Raw genomic sequence first — 14792 nt, forward strand, 5'->3', positions numbered from 1 at the left:
GCCGGGGGCGGGCCCGCGCGGTCCGGCGCTCGCGGGACGCCTCCCGCGCAGGGGGCGGGCCCCCGGCGCCCGCCCGTGCCGTCCCGGGGGCGCCTCCCGGGCCCTCGAGGCGCCGGGGGAGGCACGACCGCCCGCGGTCACGGACCTTCCCTCAGCACGTCCATCAGCGCGCGCAGCCTCGCGGACCCCGTCAGTTCCTCCAGCGTCACCGGTCTTCCCCGCGCGTCCGCGACCGGCAGCCGCCAGTTCGGGTACTGGTCCCACGTGCCGGGCAGGTTCTGCGGGCGCCGGTCGCCGACGCCGTCGGGGAGCCAGACCCCGACCATCCGCGCCGGCGTCCGCGTCAGGTACCGGTGGACGGCCCGGATCTCGGCCTCCTCGGAGGCGCCCGCCTCCATCAGCCCCAGCCGCACGAACAGCTCCCGCCACTCCGCCGTGTCGGCCGCGGCCTCCGCCCGCTCCTCCTCCAGGGACCGCGTCAGCAGCCCCAGGCCGTCCCGGAGCTCCACGTGCTCACCGCTGAGCCGGGCGGCCGTGGGCGGCAGGTCGTGTGTGGTGGCCGTGGCCAGGCAGTCCGCGCGCCAGGCGTCCGGCGGCAGCGGGCGCCGGTCGCCGTCCCAGTCCCGCTCGAACCACAGCACCGACGTGCCGTACACGCCCCGCTCGCGCAGCGCCTCGCGCACGCCGGGCTCGACGGTGCCCAGGTCCTCGCCGATCACCGTCGCCCCGGCCCGGGACGCCTCCAGGACGAGGACGGCGAGCATCGCCTCGGCGTCGTAGCGGACGTACGTGCCCTCCGTGGGCGGGTGGCCCCCGGGAACCCACCAGAGCCGGAACAGGCCCATGACGTGGTCGACGCGCAGGGCGCCCGCGTACCGGAACAGGCCCCGGAGCAGGGCGCGGAAGGGGGCGTACCCGGAGGCGGCGAGCCGGTCGGGGCGCCAGGGCGGCAGACCCCAGTCCTGGCCGCGCGCGTTGAAGGCGTCCGGGGGCGCGCCGACGGACATGCCGGCCGCGAAGTGCTCCTGCTGCGCCCAGGCGTCGGCGCCGCCGGGATGGACGCCGACGGCGAGGTCGTGGACGATCCCGACCGGCATCCCGGCCTCGCGGGCGGCCCGCTGGGCGGCGGTGAGCTGGGCGTCGGTGAGCCAGACGAGCCAAGAATGAAAGTCGACGCGGTCCGCCAGCTCGCGCCGGGCACGGGCGGTCCCGGGAGAGCGCGGGTCGCGCAGCGGGGCGGGCCAGCGGTGCCAGTCGGCGCCGTGGACCTCGGCGAGCGCGCACCAGGTGGCGTGGTCCTCCAGGGCGCGGCCCTCTCCGGCGCGGAAGCCGTCGTAGGCGGCGCGGCGGCCCGGCCCGAGCGGAACCTCGTGCACCAGTTCCAGGGCCTCCCGCTTGGCCTCCCACACGGCGTCCCGGTCGATCAGCGCGCCCTTCTCCAGCACCGCCTCGCGCAGGCGTCCGGCCCGCTCCAGCAGGGCGCGCACACGGCCCTGGTCGTCGACGTACGCGAACTCGGGGACGTCCTCGATCCGCAGGTGGACGGGGTCGGGGAAGCGGCGGGAGGAGGGGCGGTAGGGGGAGGGGTCGGTCGGCGGGCCGGGGACGGCCGCGTGCAGGGGGTTGACCTGGATGAATCCGGCGCCGAGGGCGCGTCCGGCCCAGCCGGCGAGTTCGCCGAGGTCGGTGAGGTCGCCCATGCCCCAGGAGCGGCGGGAGAGCAGGGAGTAGAGCTGGACCAGGAGTCCGTACGAGCGTCCGGGCGGCGCGGGCAGCCCGGGCGGGGCGACGATCAGGTGGGCGCGGGCGGTGCGGCCGTCGGGAGCGGTGGCGGTCACCTCGTGCACGCCGGGCGGGAGGTGCTCGGCGGACGCCCGGGTCCCGCCCTCTTCGGTGACCACGTGCAGCCGGGTGCCCTCGGGGAGGGCGGCCAGGGCGGCGGGGGTGCGGGCGCCCCAGCCGACCACGGTGGGGGGCAGCAGCCGCTCGCCGAGTTCGCGTTCACGGGCGGCGAGGGCGGTGCGGACGGCCTCCGGGGTCGCCGCGTCCACGCCGAGGGCGGCCAGCGCGAGGGTGACGGCGGTGGCCGAGGCCGCGACCGTGCGGTCCGGGGAGGGCTGGTAGGAGGTGGCGACGCCGTGCAGGGCGGCGAGCCGGGACAGGTCCTCGGAAGGGGGCTCGGCCGGCCGGGGCGCGCTCACCCTAGGGCTCCGGGCGGTACTGGGCCGGGAAGGGGTCGAGTCCGGAGGAGTCCAGGAAGGCGTCGGACTCGCTGGTCAGGGGGGTGGCGTCGGCGAGCGGCGGTTCGCTGGTGAGGGGTTCGGCGTCGGGCAGCGGGGGTTCGCTGGTCAACGGGGCCTCGGCGCAGGACCCTTCCGCGCTGAAGACGCAGAAGTGGGGCTCCTCGACGTCGGCGGAGGGCTCCGCCGCGGGTTTGGACGGGGCGGGGGAAGGAACGTAGGCGGGTGCAGCCACAGATGGCCTCCTCGTCGGGCACGGCGCGGATCACGCGGGGCGCGCGGGTCGTGCGGGTCATCCCGCAGCCCTACCCCGTGGGCGCGACGTCAGACGCACAAACCCTTCTCACGTGATCCTGGTCATATTCTCTCCCTTCCCCCTCCCCCCACGGCGGGACAAATACGCCACATCGCTCACTCTCATTGACACGTTCACCGCAGAAGTGGTGGGCTCGGGGTTTCCCGGTAACGGAATGGACACGGCCGCATCGGTCACCGGGCCGGGCGGCCCGTCGAGCGACCAGGAGGGCCCGTGCAGCTGCGGCGTGGGAGGACGGCGAACGCCAGGAGGGCCGCCCTCGCCCTCGCCTTCCTCACCGGAATCCTGGGCGCCGTGCCCCTGGCCGCCGCGCCCGCCGCCCTGGCCGTGCCGCCCGCGCCGGGCGCCGCCACGGCCCCGGCCGCCGACACGGCGGAGCCGTCCGTGTGGCCGCGCCCCCACTCGCTGCGCGCGAACGGCGCCCCGGTCGCGGTGACCGAGGAGGTCGCCCTGGTCACGGATGCGACGGCCGACGCGCACGCCCTCGACGCGCTCCGCGCGCTGCTGCGGGAAGCGGGCGCACGCCGGTTCACCACCCCCGGCGCATCGGTGGCCGAGGGGGCGCTCGTGGTGCGTATGGGCAGGGAGCGCGCTTCGACCGACCCCCGGCACGCCCTCCCCGCCGGGGGGTACGCGCTGACCGTCGGCAAGGGCGCCGTCTCCCTGACCGGCGCGGACGGCGACGGCCTGTTCCACGCCGTGCAGACGCTGCGCCAGCTGCTGCGCCCGGACGGCGCCACGCTCACCGCGGCCGTCGTCCGCGACTGGCCCGGCACCGCCGTGCGCGGCATCACCGAGGGCTTCTACGGCACCCCGTGGACGCACGGGCAGCGGCTGGCCCAGCTGGACTTCATGGGCCGCACCAAGCAGAACCGGTACCTCTACGCGCCCGGCGAGGACCTCTACCGGCAGGCCCGCTGGCGCGAGCCGTACCCGGCGAAGCGGCGGGCGGAGTTCCGGGAGCTGGCCGAGCGGGCACGCGGCAACCACGTCACGCTCGGCTGGGCGGTGGCGCCGGGGCAGGCCATGTGCTTCGCCTCGGACGACGACCTGCGGGCGCTGACCCGCAAGCTGGACGCGATGTGGGCGCTCGGCTTCCGCGCCTTCCAGCTGCAGTTCCAGGACGTGAGCTACAGCGAGTGGCACTGCGGGGCGGACGCCGACCGGTTCGGCTCCGGACCCGGCGCCGCCGCCCGCGCCCAGGCGCACGTGGCGAACGCGGTGGCCCGGCACCTGGCGGAGCGCCACCCGGACTCCGTCGCCCTGTCCCTGATGCCCACCGAGTTCTACGAGGAGGGCCCGACGGCCTACCGACGGGCCCTGGCGGAGGAACTGGACGCGGGCGTCGAGGTGGCGTGGACCGGGGTCGGGGTGGTGCCGCGCACCATCACGGGCGGCCAGCTGGCCGAGGCGCGGAAGGTGTTCGGGCACCCGCTGGTGACCATGGACAACTACCCGGTGAACGACTACGCCCCCGACCGGCTCTTCCTCGGCCCCTACCAGGGCCGCGAACCGGCCGTCGCCGCGGGCTCGGCCGCGCTGCTCGCCAACGCGATGGAGCAGCCCGAGGCGTCCCGCGTCCCGCTGTTCACCGCCGCCGACTTCGCCTGGAACCCGCGCGACTACCGCCCCCGGGAGTCCTGGCGGGCCGCGATCGCCGACCTCGCCGGCGGTGACGCCCGGCGCGCGGAGGCCCTGAGCGCGCTCGCCGGGAACACCGCGTCCTCGGTGCTGGGCGGCGAGGAGTCGGCGTACCTGCGGCCGCTGATGAAGGCGTTCTGGCGGACCCGTACGACCGCCCGCGGAAAGGACGGGACGGCGGAGGGGACAGCGGAAGCCGAGCGGCTGCGGGCGGCCTTCGCCGTCCTGCGCGAGCTGCCGGAGCGGCTGTCCGGGACCGGGCTCGCCGCCGAGACCGGCCCGTGGTCCCGGCGGCTGGCCGGGTACGGCGAGGCCGGCACCACCGCCCTGGACCTGCTCCGCGCGCAGCGGGGCGGGGACGCGGGCGCCGCCTGGACGGCGTACCGGCGGCTGGGCGAGCAGCGGGCGCGACTGGCGTCCTCGCGGGTGACGGTCGGCGAGGGCGTGCTCGACCCGTTCCTGAGCCGGGCGCAGGAGGCGTACGAGAGCTGGGCGGGCATCGACCACGAGCCGCCGGCGCGGTCCGGCGGCGACCGCACCCTCGACCTGCCGCGCGCCCGCGCGATGGACGCCGTGACGGTGCTCACCGAGCCCGGCACGGAAGGGGCGGTGGAGGTCCGGGCGCCCGGTGAGGGGTGGCGCCGTCTCGGCGCGCTGTCCGCGACGGGCGCCACCGAACTGCGGCCCGGTGACGGTCCGGTGGACTCCGTCCGGGTCACCGGCGCCGACGCCTCCCGGGTGCGGCACCTGGTCCCCTGGTACGCGGACGCGCCCGCCGCCTCCCTGGAGCTGTCCGACGACCGCGCGGACACCGACATCGGCGGCACCCGGCGGCTGACGGTCTCGGTCGGCTCGCTGCGCCCCGACGAGGTGCGCGGCAGGCTGACCGTGACGGCGCCGGAGGGCATCGGGGTCCGGGTGCCGAAGGAGGCGCTGACCGCCCCGCGCGGCACGCCGGTGGAGGTGCCGGTGGAGGTGACCGTGGCACCGGGCACGCCGACCGGGTCGTACGGCGTGCGGCTCGGCTTCGGCGGGGCGGCCCGCACGCTGACGGTCCACGCCGTCCCGCGTACCGCCGGCCCCGATCTGGCCCGCGCCGGGCGGGCGTCGTCCTCGGCCGACGAGACGCCCGACTTCCCGGCCGCGGCGGCGAACGACGGCGACCCGGAGACACGCTGGTCGTCGCCGGTCGAGGACGACGCCTGGTGGCAGGTCGAGCTGGAGCGCCCGGTGCGGCTGGGGAAGGTCGCGCTGCACTGGCAGGAGGCGCACCCGTCGGCGTACCGCGTGGAGGTGTCGGCGGACGGCCGCACCTGGCGCACGGCGGCGACGGTGCGGGACGGGCGCGGGGGCCGGGAGACCGTCCGCATGGACGAGCCCGGTGTGCGCCACGTCCGTGTCCGGGGCGAGAAGCGCGCCACGCGGTACGGCTACTCGCTGTGGTCGGTGGAGGCGTACGCGGTCGCCCGGTGACCGGGCCCGCCGCCGCCGTGAACCGGGACCGCCGGAGCCGTCGATAGACGGGGTGTGAGACTGTTCCGCCCCGTGGGGGGCCACCGGGAGAAGGACGAGGGGGACTCCGACGCGGCGCTGCTCGAGGCGGTCGCGGGCGGGGACCCGGCGGCGATGGCCGCGCTGTACGACCGGCACGCGGGGTGGCTGCACGCCCGGCTGAGCCGGCGCTGCTCCGACCCCGAGACCGTGCGGGAGGTGCTCCAGGACACGTTCGTCACGGTGTGGCGTTCGGCGGACGCGCACCGCGGCGAGCAGGCAGGCGGCTGGCTGTGGACCATCGCCGCGCGGCGCCTGGTCGACGCGTTCCGAGCGCAGGAGCGGTCCGCGCGGCTGCGCACGGCGCCGATGGAGGAGGCGTGGGACGGCGGCACGCAGGCCGGGGCCGCGTCGCCCTCCGCCGAGGACCGGGTGCTGGCGGGCCTGGAGTACGGGGACGTGGGCACCGCCCTCGACCGGATCTCGCCCGAGCTGCGGGAGGTGCTGCGCGCCACGGTCGTCGACGGGCTGAGCACCCGGGAGACCGCGCGGCTGCTGGGCATCCCCGAGGGGACCGTCAAGTCCCGTGCGACGCGCGCCCGGGCCGAGCTCCGGGCCGTCCTCGCCCGGATGAACCCGTCGCCGATGGGAGGCCCGGCATGAACGACTGGCACGCGTCCGACCGCCTTGTGACCTGTTACGCCGACGGCTCCCTGCCGGAGTCGGACGCCTGGTCGCTGGAGAAACACCTGGAGCACTGCGGCGACTGCGCGGCGCGGGTCTCGCGGGCGGTGCGCGCGACGGCGGCGGAAGCGGTCCTGGCCGAGGTCCGCGAGGCGGTCCTGGCCGAGGTGTCCGCGGCGGCGCCCGCGCCGGCCCCCGGACGCCTCGGACGCCCCGCCGCGTCCCGCGCGCGGGCGTACCGGTGGCCGTCCGCCGGCTCGGGAGCCGTGCGCGTGCTGTGGGCGCTGGGTCCCGCCGTGCGCGGCGCCTGGCTGCCCGCCGTGCTGCTCGTCGCCGTCGGCGCCGTCGCGCTCGCCCACGGGGGCGGCTTCGCCCACGCACGGCCCTGGCTGCTGGCCCTCGCCCCGGTCGTGCCGGTCGCCGGGGTCGCCCTGTCCTACGGACCGCACGCCGACCCGATGCACGAGATCACCGCGGCCACGCCCTCGGCCGGGCTGCGGCTGGTCCTGACGCGCACGGCCGCCGTACTGGCGGTGAGCCTGCCGCTGCTGACCCTCGCCGGGGCGCTGCTGCCGTCCACGGGCGCCCCGAACGCCGCAGCCTGGCTGCTGCCCGGTCTCGCGCTGACCCTCGCCTCACTGGCCCTGGCCGGTTACACCGGCCTGCGCGTCGCCACCGCCGTGACCGGCGGCGCCTGGCTGTGCGCCGTCCTCGGTCCGGTGCTCACCGCACCGGGCGGGCTCACCCGCGAGCTGGGCCTGCGGCTGTCCTCGTACCTCGGCGGCGCCCCGGCGCAGGGCGGCTGGGCGGCCGCGGCCGTCCTGTCCGCCGCCCTGCTGGCCGCGCGCCGTCCCGCCTTCCACTTCCCGGAGAAGAGTTGAGTACGGTTCCACGCATCGTGCCCCGTCCCGTGCCCGGGGCGCCGGCCGCCACCGTCCGGACCGCCGGCCTGCACGTCCGGCACCGCAGGACCGTCGCCCTGGACGCGGTGGACCTGGACTTCGGCCCCGGCGTGCACGGTCTGCTCGGGCCGAACGGCGCCGGCAAGACCTCCCTGATCCGCGTCCTCGCCACGGTCGCCGAACCGTCCGGCGGCCGGGTGGAGATCCTCGGCCACGACACCCGCGACCACCGGCGGCGCGGCGAGGTCCGCCGCCACCTGGGTTACCTGCCGCAGGACTTCGGCTACTACCCGGGCTTCACGGTGCGGGAGTTCGTCGCCTACGTGGCCTGGCTGAAGGAGATGCCCGCGGACCGCGCCCCGGCCGCGGTCGAGCGCGCCGTCGCCCGTGTCGGCCTGGCCGACCGCATCGACACGAAGGTGCGCCGCCTGTCCGGCGGCATGATCCGCCGGGTCGGCATCGCGCAGGCCGTCGTGAACGATCCGCGGGTGCTGCTCCTCGACGAGCCGACCGCCGGCCTGGACCCGGAACAGCGCGTGGAGTTCCGCGAACTGCTGCGCGAACTGGGCGCCTCGTCCACCGTCATCGTCTCCACGCACCTGGTGGAGGACGTCGCGGCGGCCTGCACGGAGGTCACCCTCGTCGACGCGGGCCGGGTCGCCTACCGGGGGACGCCGCCGTCGCTCGCCGCGCTCGGCGAGTCGGAGGGCGGCCCCGGCGACCACCCGATCGAGCGCGGCTACACGGCGGCGCTGCGGGCGCACCGCGCGTCGGCTCCAGGAGGAATGCTCCGATGACCCTCGTGACGGAGCGGACCCCGCGGCAGCGGGCCCGGCGGCCCCGGCACCCGCTGCGGGCGGAGGCCGTGCGCGGTTTCGCCCCCTGGGCCGGAGCGGCGATGCCGCTCGTGCTCGGGGTGGCGTTGGCGGCCGGGTCGGAGCGGTGGCAGGGCGGCTGGGCGGAGACCCGTGACCAGGCGCACACGGCGGCGATGCTGCTCGGCGTTCCGCTGGCTCTCGCGGCCGGCTGCTGGCAGGGCGGCCGGGAACGCAGGCGCGGTACGGGTGAGCTGCTGGCGACGGCCGTGCGCGGCCGGACGACGGCGTTCCTCGCGTCGGCCCTGCCGGTCGCGCTGTGGCTGGTCGCCGGGTACGCCGTCGCGACCGCGCTCGCGCTGCTCGCCACCTGGTACCGCGCCATGGGGGACCGGCCCCACCTGGGCACGCCGCTCGGGGACGCCGCCGTCGTGGCGTGCGCCGCGCTGACGGGCCAGGTGGTGGGCCGGCTGGTGGCCTGGCGGCTGGCGGCGCCGCTGCTGGCCGCGGCCGGGTACGTCGTGCTCGGCGTGGCCGGGTACGGCGACCACGGGCCCCTCCGGCACCTGTCGCCGTTCACCGACGCCTCGCCCGGCTCCGTGCCGGTGTGGTGGCAGCCCCTGGCGACGGCGGCGTGGGCGGGCGGTCTCACGGCCGCCGCGGTCCTCGCGTGCACCGCGCGCCGCCGCGCGGTCGCCCTGCTGCCGCTGGTGGCCGCGGCCGCCGCCGGCACGCTGCTCGTCCAGACCGGCGACGGCCTGTGGCACACCGCTCCGCTCGCCCGGCGCCAGGTGTGCGACACCTCCACCACCCCGCAGATCTGCGTGAACGCCCGCTACAAGGAGCTGCTCCCCCAGGTCACCGAGGCCCTGTCCGGGATGACGGGCCGGCTGGAGGGCGTGGAGAACCTGCCGGTGCGCTTCGAGGACCTGCCGGGCCGACCGGGCCCGGACGAGGTGGAGCTGCCGATGATCACACCGATCGGCTGGTCCGTCGTACGGGGGCGGCTCACCGATCCCGAGGAGTACGCGTGGTCGGCGGGCATGACGCTGCAGGGCCGCGGGGACTGCGACGAGGTGGCGCCGCGGGTGTCCGCCGTGGACGACGCCGTCGAGCACTACCTGGCCCCCAGCCCGCTGCGGCGGCAGTTCGACGAGCAGTACGCGCGGGGCGACGCGGCCGAACGCGCCGCGCTCGCGGAGCGGCTCGCGGCGCGCGAGCGGCTGGCGTCGATGGGCGACGAGGAGCGCCGCGCGTGGCTGTCGGCGTACTTCGCGACGCGGGACGAGTGCGGCCGGAACGGGGTGCCGGAGCTGTGACGCACGGCTTCCTCCTGTACGCCCGTTCGCGTGTCCTGCCGCGCACCGTGCTGGTGCTCGTCGCGACCGCCGCGGCCGCCGTCCTGGGCGCCCGGAACCTGGACGCGTACCTGGACCCGTCCCGGCAGGTCCCGGTCGTCGCGCTGGCCCCGCTGTTCGCGGCGGCGGTGATCGGCACCGGCCTGCACAGCGCGTCCGAGGAGCTGGACCGCACCGCCGTGCGCCCCTGGTGGCGCCGGCGCCTGGTCCATCTGTCGGCGCTGACCGGCTGCGCCGCGCTGCTGCTGGCGGCGACCGTGTACGGGCACCCCTCCCCGTTCGGCCCCGCGGCCATGGTCCGCAACACCCTGGGGTGCGCGGGCCTCACCGCGGGCGCGGCCGCCCTGCTGGGGGCCCGGCTGAGCTGGCTGCCGGCCTTCGGTTACGTCAGCGCCGTGTACGTGGGGTCGGCGGGCGCGCGCGGCCGTCTGGTCCCGGTGTGGGCGTGGCCGGTGCAGCCCGCCGCGCAGCACACCGCCTGGGTGACCGCCGTCGTGCTCCTGGTGGCGGGCTCGGCGCTGTACGTCGTACGCGGGGCGCGGCCCGAGGGACGGCGCGGCTGACGCGCCGCGCGGGGGCTCGCCGCGTCCCCGGGGGAACGGGGGTTCCCCGGGGCCGGGCGGCCCGGACGCGCCGTCAGGCGGAGATGCCCTCGATGCGGGCCAGCGCGTCGTCCGCGCCGTACGGCTGCAGGTACGGCAGCCAGCGCGGGTCCCGGTGGCCGGTGCCGATGATCCGCCAGGCCAGACCGGTGGGCGGGGCGGGTTTGTGGCGCAGGCGCCAGCCCAGCTCGAACAGGTGGCGGTCGGCCTTCACGTGGTTGCAGCGGCGGCAGGAGGCCACCACGTTGTCCCAGACGTGCTTGCCCCCGCGGCTGCGCGGGATGACGTGGTCGACGCTGGTCGCGACGCCACCGCAGTACATGCACCGGCCCCCGTCACGGGCGAACAGCGCCCTGCGGGTCAGAGGAACGGGCCCCCGGTAGGGAACCCGCACGAAACGCTTGAGCCGGACCACGCTGGGTGCGGGGACGGTGACGGTCGCGCTGTGCAGATGGGCGCCGGTCTCCTCGAGGCAGACTGCCTTGTTCTCGAGGACGAGCACGAGCGCGCGGCGGAGCGGTACGACGCCGAGCGGCTCGTACGACGCGTTGAGGACCAGGACATGCGGCACGGACGGCCTCCTTGTACGCCGGCGGCGCGTGGCTCGCGCCGGGACGATCCGTGGCCAGTCTCTCCTCATGCCTGGTGGACGCGCCACCATGTCCCGGTAACGGGCTGGGAGTGTTCTCGACCACATCCCGATTCATCCCCAGGATCATGGCCTGTTCAAGCACGGGTGAGGCCGGTCTCTTCTTCACAGATGCCGCCGATCCGCTCACAATGCCCCGTTAGTGTGGTGGTTCTGCCCGTACCGGTGACCCATTCGTGACCTTGAAGATGTTGACCGCCGCGCCGGGGGCAGACATGCACCTGGAGGTACCTGCCGTGTCCTTGTCCGCCGTTCTGTCGGCCGCCGACCCGTCACCGACGCCCTCGGAGTCCGGGACACCACGGGTGCCCTCGCTCCAGGACGCGCAGGAGAGCGCCAGCAACGCCGCCGGCTGGATCGAGGAGAACTGGTCGACGTGGCTCGCGATCGGGCTCAGGGTCCTGCTGATCCTGGTGATCGCGACGGTGCTGAGGGTTATGGTGCGGCGGGCGATCACCAAGCTGGTCGACCGGATGTCCCGGACCGGCCAGGCGGTGGACGGCAGCGCGCTCGGCGGTCTGCTGGTCAACGCCGAACGGCGCCGGCAGCGCTCGCAGGCGATCGGCTCGGTGCTGCGTTCGGTGGCGTCGTTCCTGATCATGGGCACGGCCGCGCTGATGGTCCTCGGCACCTTCCAGATCAACCTGGCCCCGCTGCTGGCCTCGGCGGGTGTCGCGGGCGTGGCGATCGGTTTCGGCGCGCGCAACCTGGTGACGGACTTCCTCTCCGGCGTCTTCATGATCCTGGAGGACCAGTACGGCGTCGGCGACACGATCGACGCGGGCGTGGCCTCCGGCGAGGTGATCGAGGTCGGGCTGCGGGTGACCAAGCTGCGCGGCGACAACGGCGAGATCTGGTACGTCCGCAACGGCGAGGTCAAGCGCATCGGAAACCTCTCCCAGGGCTGGGCGACCGCGGGCGTCGACGTGACGGTCCGTGCCGACGAGGACCTGGACCGGGTGAAGGCCACGCTGAGCGAGGTCGCCGAGAAGATGGGCAAGGAGGAGCCCTGGAACGAGCTCCTGTGGAGCCCGGTCGAGGTGCTCGGCCTGGACTCGGTGCTGCTGGACTCGATGGTGATCCGCCTCTCGGCGAAGACCATGCCGGGCAAGTCCCTGACCGTGGAGCGGGAGCTGCGCTGGCGCGTCAAGCGGGCCTTCGACGCGGCGGGCATCCGCATCGTCGGCGGGGCCACGGCCACGGAGGACGTGGAGGCCCCCGACCCCGCGGCGGGCGTCGCGCCCCCGTCGGTCTACGCGAGCACGGTCTCCCCGCAGTCGGTGGCGGCGTCCCCGCTGCCCCCGCCCAGCACCACGAAGTAACCGCCGGCCGCGAAGGGCGGCACCCGGGATCCCCGGGTGCCGCCCTTCCCCGTCCCTCCCCCGGCCGCCCCGCCGGACCGGACGTCACGCGGGAACCGAACCGATTTCCCGGGCGTGTTCGTGGGCAGGGTGGGGGCGGAGCGTCCGGCGGTCGCGCGGCGACCGGATCAAGATCGCGCCAAGGCCGGTGCGCACGCCGGTCCCGGCGGCGATACTTGCCCGAGGGGATGGCCATGGGGGAGGTCGCATGACAGGCACGCCGAACGGCACGGCGCCACCCGGCACCACCACGCCCACACCCGTGCCCACGCTGCCGGCGGCGCCTCCCCGACCCACCCCCGCCGGCGCCGCGCCCCCGCCGCGGGCCCGCCGCACCGCCTTCGCCGAGGGCGTCGACCGCCTCCGCAGGGCCGCCACCACCGAACCCGGCCGCCTCCGCGTCATCGGCGCGGTCCTCGCCGCCCTCGTCGTCGCCTTCGGCACGGTGACCGCCTGGCAGATGACCGACCGGGCCGCGGCCGCCGACGACGTCCTCACCGGCAGCCAGCCCCTCAGCTCGGACGCCGCCGACATCTACCGCTCCCTCGCCGACGCCAACACGGCCGCGGCCGACGGCTTCCTGGCCGGCGGTCAGGAGACCGCCGCCTCCAGGAACCGCTACGAGAAGGACATCCGCACCGCCGCCGCGAAGCTCGTCAACGCCGCGGCCAACTCGGAACCCGGCTCCCCCTCCGCGAAGACGATCACCGAGCTCAACCGCCTGCTGCCCGAGTACAAGGGCCTGGTCGAACGCGCCCGCACCTACAACCGCCAGGGCTTCCCCGTCGGCGGCGCCTACCTGCGGTACGCGAACGAGAAGATGCAGGAGGAGATGCTCCCGGCCGCGGAGGACCTCTACACCAGGGAGAACCAGCGCCTGCGCGACGACTACGCGGACGCGACCCCCTATCCCTGGCCCGCCGTCGCCCTCGGCGTCCTCGCCCTCGCCGCCCTCGCCTGGGCCATGCGCCGCACCTACCTGCGCACCAACAGGGTCCTCAACCACGGCCTGGTGGCGGCGACGGCGGCGACCACCGTCGTCCTCCTCTGGCTGACGGCCGGTCACACCCTCGCCCGGTCAAGCCTCGACGACTCCTACGACCACGGCGTCCGCTCGCTCGACGTGCTGCACGACGCCCGCATCGCCTCCCTGAAGGCGAGGGGCAACGAGAACCTGACCCTGGTGGCCCGCGGCGCCGAGACGACGAAGGCGGGCGACGAGACGCTCGACGCCTACGACCACGACTTCGGCCGCGACATGGACGCCCTCGCCGAAGGGCTGACCCGGGCAGAGCGCCTCGCGGACGACGCCGGCGGCTCCCGGCCGGTCGCCTCGGCGTCGGGCGCCATGGCGGAGTGGAGGAAGCGCCACGCGGCGGCCCGCGAGCAGGACGAGAACGGCAACTACCAGCAGGCGCTGGACATGGTGATCGGCGCGAAGGGCTCGACCGGCGAGTGCTTCGACAGCGTCGACGAGAACCTGGCCAGGGCGCTCGCGCACGAGGAGGACGAGTTCCGGCGGGCGGCCCGCGACGGCCGGGACGCGCTGACGGGCCTGCCGGCCGGCGCGGCCGTCCTCGCCGTGCTGGGCGCGGCCGGCGCGGTGCTGGGCATCGGCCGCAGGCTGTCGGAGTACCGATGAACGGACGCGTGAACGAGCCGGAGGGGGCCATGACGACGATCGCACGACACCTGCGGGCCCGCCTGAAGGGCTGGGGCGGCGTGGGCGCGATGGCGACCGCCTGCGCCCTGACACTGGTCTTCGCGCTGGTGCTGACCTGCGCCGGCGCCCCGGCCGGCGCCCCCTCGAGGACCGCCGGCCAGAGCGTGTCCCACACCGCGCGGGCCCAGGCGGACGAGGACTGCACGGCCCCGGAGAAGCAGACCCTGTCCCCGTCGGACGCCGACGGGCCCACGATCGAGGAGATCAAGAACCGCCGGGGGGAGAAGCGCAAACTGGTCGTGGGGGTCGACCAGAACAGCTACCGCTGGGGCTACCGCGACCCCAACAGCGGGGAGAGCGGCACCCTCGAGGGCTTCGACATCGACCTGGTGCACCGCATAGCCGAGGACATACTCGGCGACCGGGACGCGGTCCAGTTCAAGGCGATCCCGACCGACCAGCGCATCCCGGCGATCAAGGCGGGCCGGGTCGACATGGTCGTCCGCACGATGACGATCAACTGCGCCCGCATCGAGGACGTGGCGTTCTCCGCGCCGTACTTCAGGACGGGCCAGCAGGTCCTGGCCCCGAAGTCCTCACCGGTCGAGGGGTACGACGAGACGCTCGCGCACCGGAGGATCTGCACGGCGACGGGCTCGACCGCGTACGCGAAACTGGAGGCGGACAAGGAGGCGGGCAGGCTGCCGGCGTCCACCGACATCCGCACCACCGTCCCCAACCAGCTGGACTGTCTGGTGCGGCTGCAGCTCGGCGAGGTCGACGCGGTGGTCACCGACGGCGCGCTCGCGGCCAGCCAGGCCGCGCAGGACCCGACGGTCCGGCTCAAGGGCGGGGCCTTCACGACCGAGTACTACGGCGTGGCGATGAGGAAGGACGCGGACGACCTGGTGCGCCGGGTCAACCGGATCCTGGTGGACTTCCGGGAGGACACCACGGACGGCTGGGAGGACGCGTACGCCGAGTGGCTCTCGGCCACGCTGGGCGACGACTCCTCCGGGTCGAGGCCCCCGGCCCCGGAGTACCTGCGCGAGAGCTGATCACGGACCGGC

12 protein-coding genes are annotated in these 14792 nt (G+C 75.9%); 9 read left to right on the forward strand and 3 right to left on the reverse strand.

The window, feature by feature from the left end; genetic code table 11:
* Positions 1-137: 137 nt before the first annotated feature.
* Positions 138-2201: a 4-alpha-glucanotransferase gene (gene malQ, locus ACZ8ZB_RS11880; RefSeq protein WP_470737679.1), complete on the reverse strand. Its 2064-nt coding sequence runs from the start codon at positions 2199-2201 to the stop codon at positions 138-140.
* A gap of 1 nt (position 2202) precedes the next feature.
* Complete coding sequence (locus tag ACZ8ZB_RS11885; RefSeq protein WP_470737680.1) at positions 2203-2475, reverse strand: hypothetical protein; 273 nt, start codon at positions 2473-2475, stop codon at positions 2203-2205.
* A 294-nt stretch (positions 2476-2769) separates the two neighbouring features.
* Between ACZ8ZB_RS11885 and ACZ8ZB_RS11890 the strand changes: the two genes are divergently transcribed.
* From ACZ8ZB_RS11890 to ACZ8ZB_RS11915, 6 genes are read left to right on the forward strand one after another with little or no spacing between them, the layout of a single operon-like run.
* On the forward strand, positions 2770-5670 hold the full coding sequence (locus tag ACZ8ZB_RS11890; protein ID WP_470737681.1) for a beta-N-acetylglucosaminidase domain-containing protein: 2901 nt from the start codon (positions 2770-2772) through the stop codon (positions 5668-5670).
* Between the two features lie 54 nt (positions 5671-5724).
* The gene (locus tag ACZ8ZB_RS11895) at positions 5725-6351 is read left to right on the forward strand and encodes an RNA polymerase sigma factor (protein ID WP_470737682.1); all 627 of its coding nucleotides are present in this window, start codon (positions 5725-5727) and stop codon (positions 6349-6351) included.
* Positions 6348-7253, forward strand: coding sequence for a zf-HC2 domain-containing protein (locus ACZ8ZB_RS11900; protein WP_470737683.1), 906 nt, complete (start codon positions 6348-6350; stop codon positions 7251-7253). The genes ACZ8ZB_RS11895 and ACZ8ZB_RS11900 overlap by 4 nt, the downstream gene beginning before the upstream one ends.
* A gap of 14 nt (positions 7254-7267) precedes the next feature.
* On the forward strand, positions 7268-8071 hold the full coding sequence (locus tag ACZ8ZB_RS11905) for an ABC transporter ATP-binding protein (RefSeq protein ID WP_470741465.1): 804 nt from the start codon (positions 7268-7270) through the stop codon (positions 8069-8071).
* Entirely contained in the window at positions 8068-9408 is a 1341-nt protein-coding gene (locus ACZ8ZB_RS11910) for a hypothetical protein (protein ID WP_470737684.1), read from the forward strand. The genes ACZ8ZB_RS11905 and ACZ8ZB_RS11910 overlap by 4 nt, the downstream gene beginning before the upstream one ends.
* A complete protein-coding gene (locus ACZ8ZB_RS11915) occupies positions 9405-10010 on the forward strand; it encodes a hypothetical protein (protein ID WP_470737685.1) in 606 nt (201 codons plus the stop codon). Before ACZ8ZB_RS11910 ends, ACZ8ZB_RS11915 begins: the two co-directional genes overlap by 4 nt.
* Before the next feature lie 73 nt (positions 10011-10083).
* Here ACZ8ZB_RS11915 and ACZ8ZB_RS11920 read toward each other — a convergent pair whose 3' ends face one another.
* Positions 10084-10620 carry an HNH endonuclease gene (locus tag ACZ8ZB_RS11920; RefSeq protein ID WP_391962203.1) on the reverse strand — a complete coding sequence of 179 codons (537 nt, stop codon included), beginning with the start codon at positions 10618-10620 and terminating at the stop codon, positions 10084-10086.
* A 314-nt stretch (positions 10621-10934) separates the two neighbouring features.
* Between ACZ8ZB_RS11920 and ACZ8ZB_RS11925 the strand changes: the two genes are divergently transcribed.
* The 3 genes from ACZ8ZB_RS11925 (at position 10935) to ACZ8ZB_RS11935 (ending at position 14780) form a co-directional block, all read left to right on the forward strand.
* Positions 10935-12020 (forward strand): mechanosensitive ion channel family protein, encoded by a 1086-nt coding sequence (locus ACZ8ZB_RS11925; RefSeq protein WP_470737686.1) that lies wholly within the window; start codon positions 10935-10937, stop codon positions 12018-12020.
* 247 nt (positions 12021-12267) lie between these two features.
* Positions 12268-13701: a hypothetical protein gene (locus tag ACZ8ZB_RS11930; RefSeq protein ID WP_470737687.1), complete on the forward strand. Its 1434-nt coding sequence runs from the start codon at positions 12268-12270 to the stop codon at positions 13699-13701.
* A 29-nt stretch (positions 13702-13730) separates the two neighbouring features.
* A complete protein-coding gene (locus ACZ8ZB_RS11935) occupies positions 13731-14780 on the forward strand; it encodes a glutamate ABC transporter substrate-binding protein (protein WP_470737688.1) in 1050 nt (349 codons plus the stop codon).
* The last annotated feature ends 12 nt before the right edge of the window (positions 14781-14792 follow it).

The sequence above is a fragment of the Streptomyces sp. 12E genome, assembly GCF_055633275.1.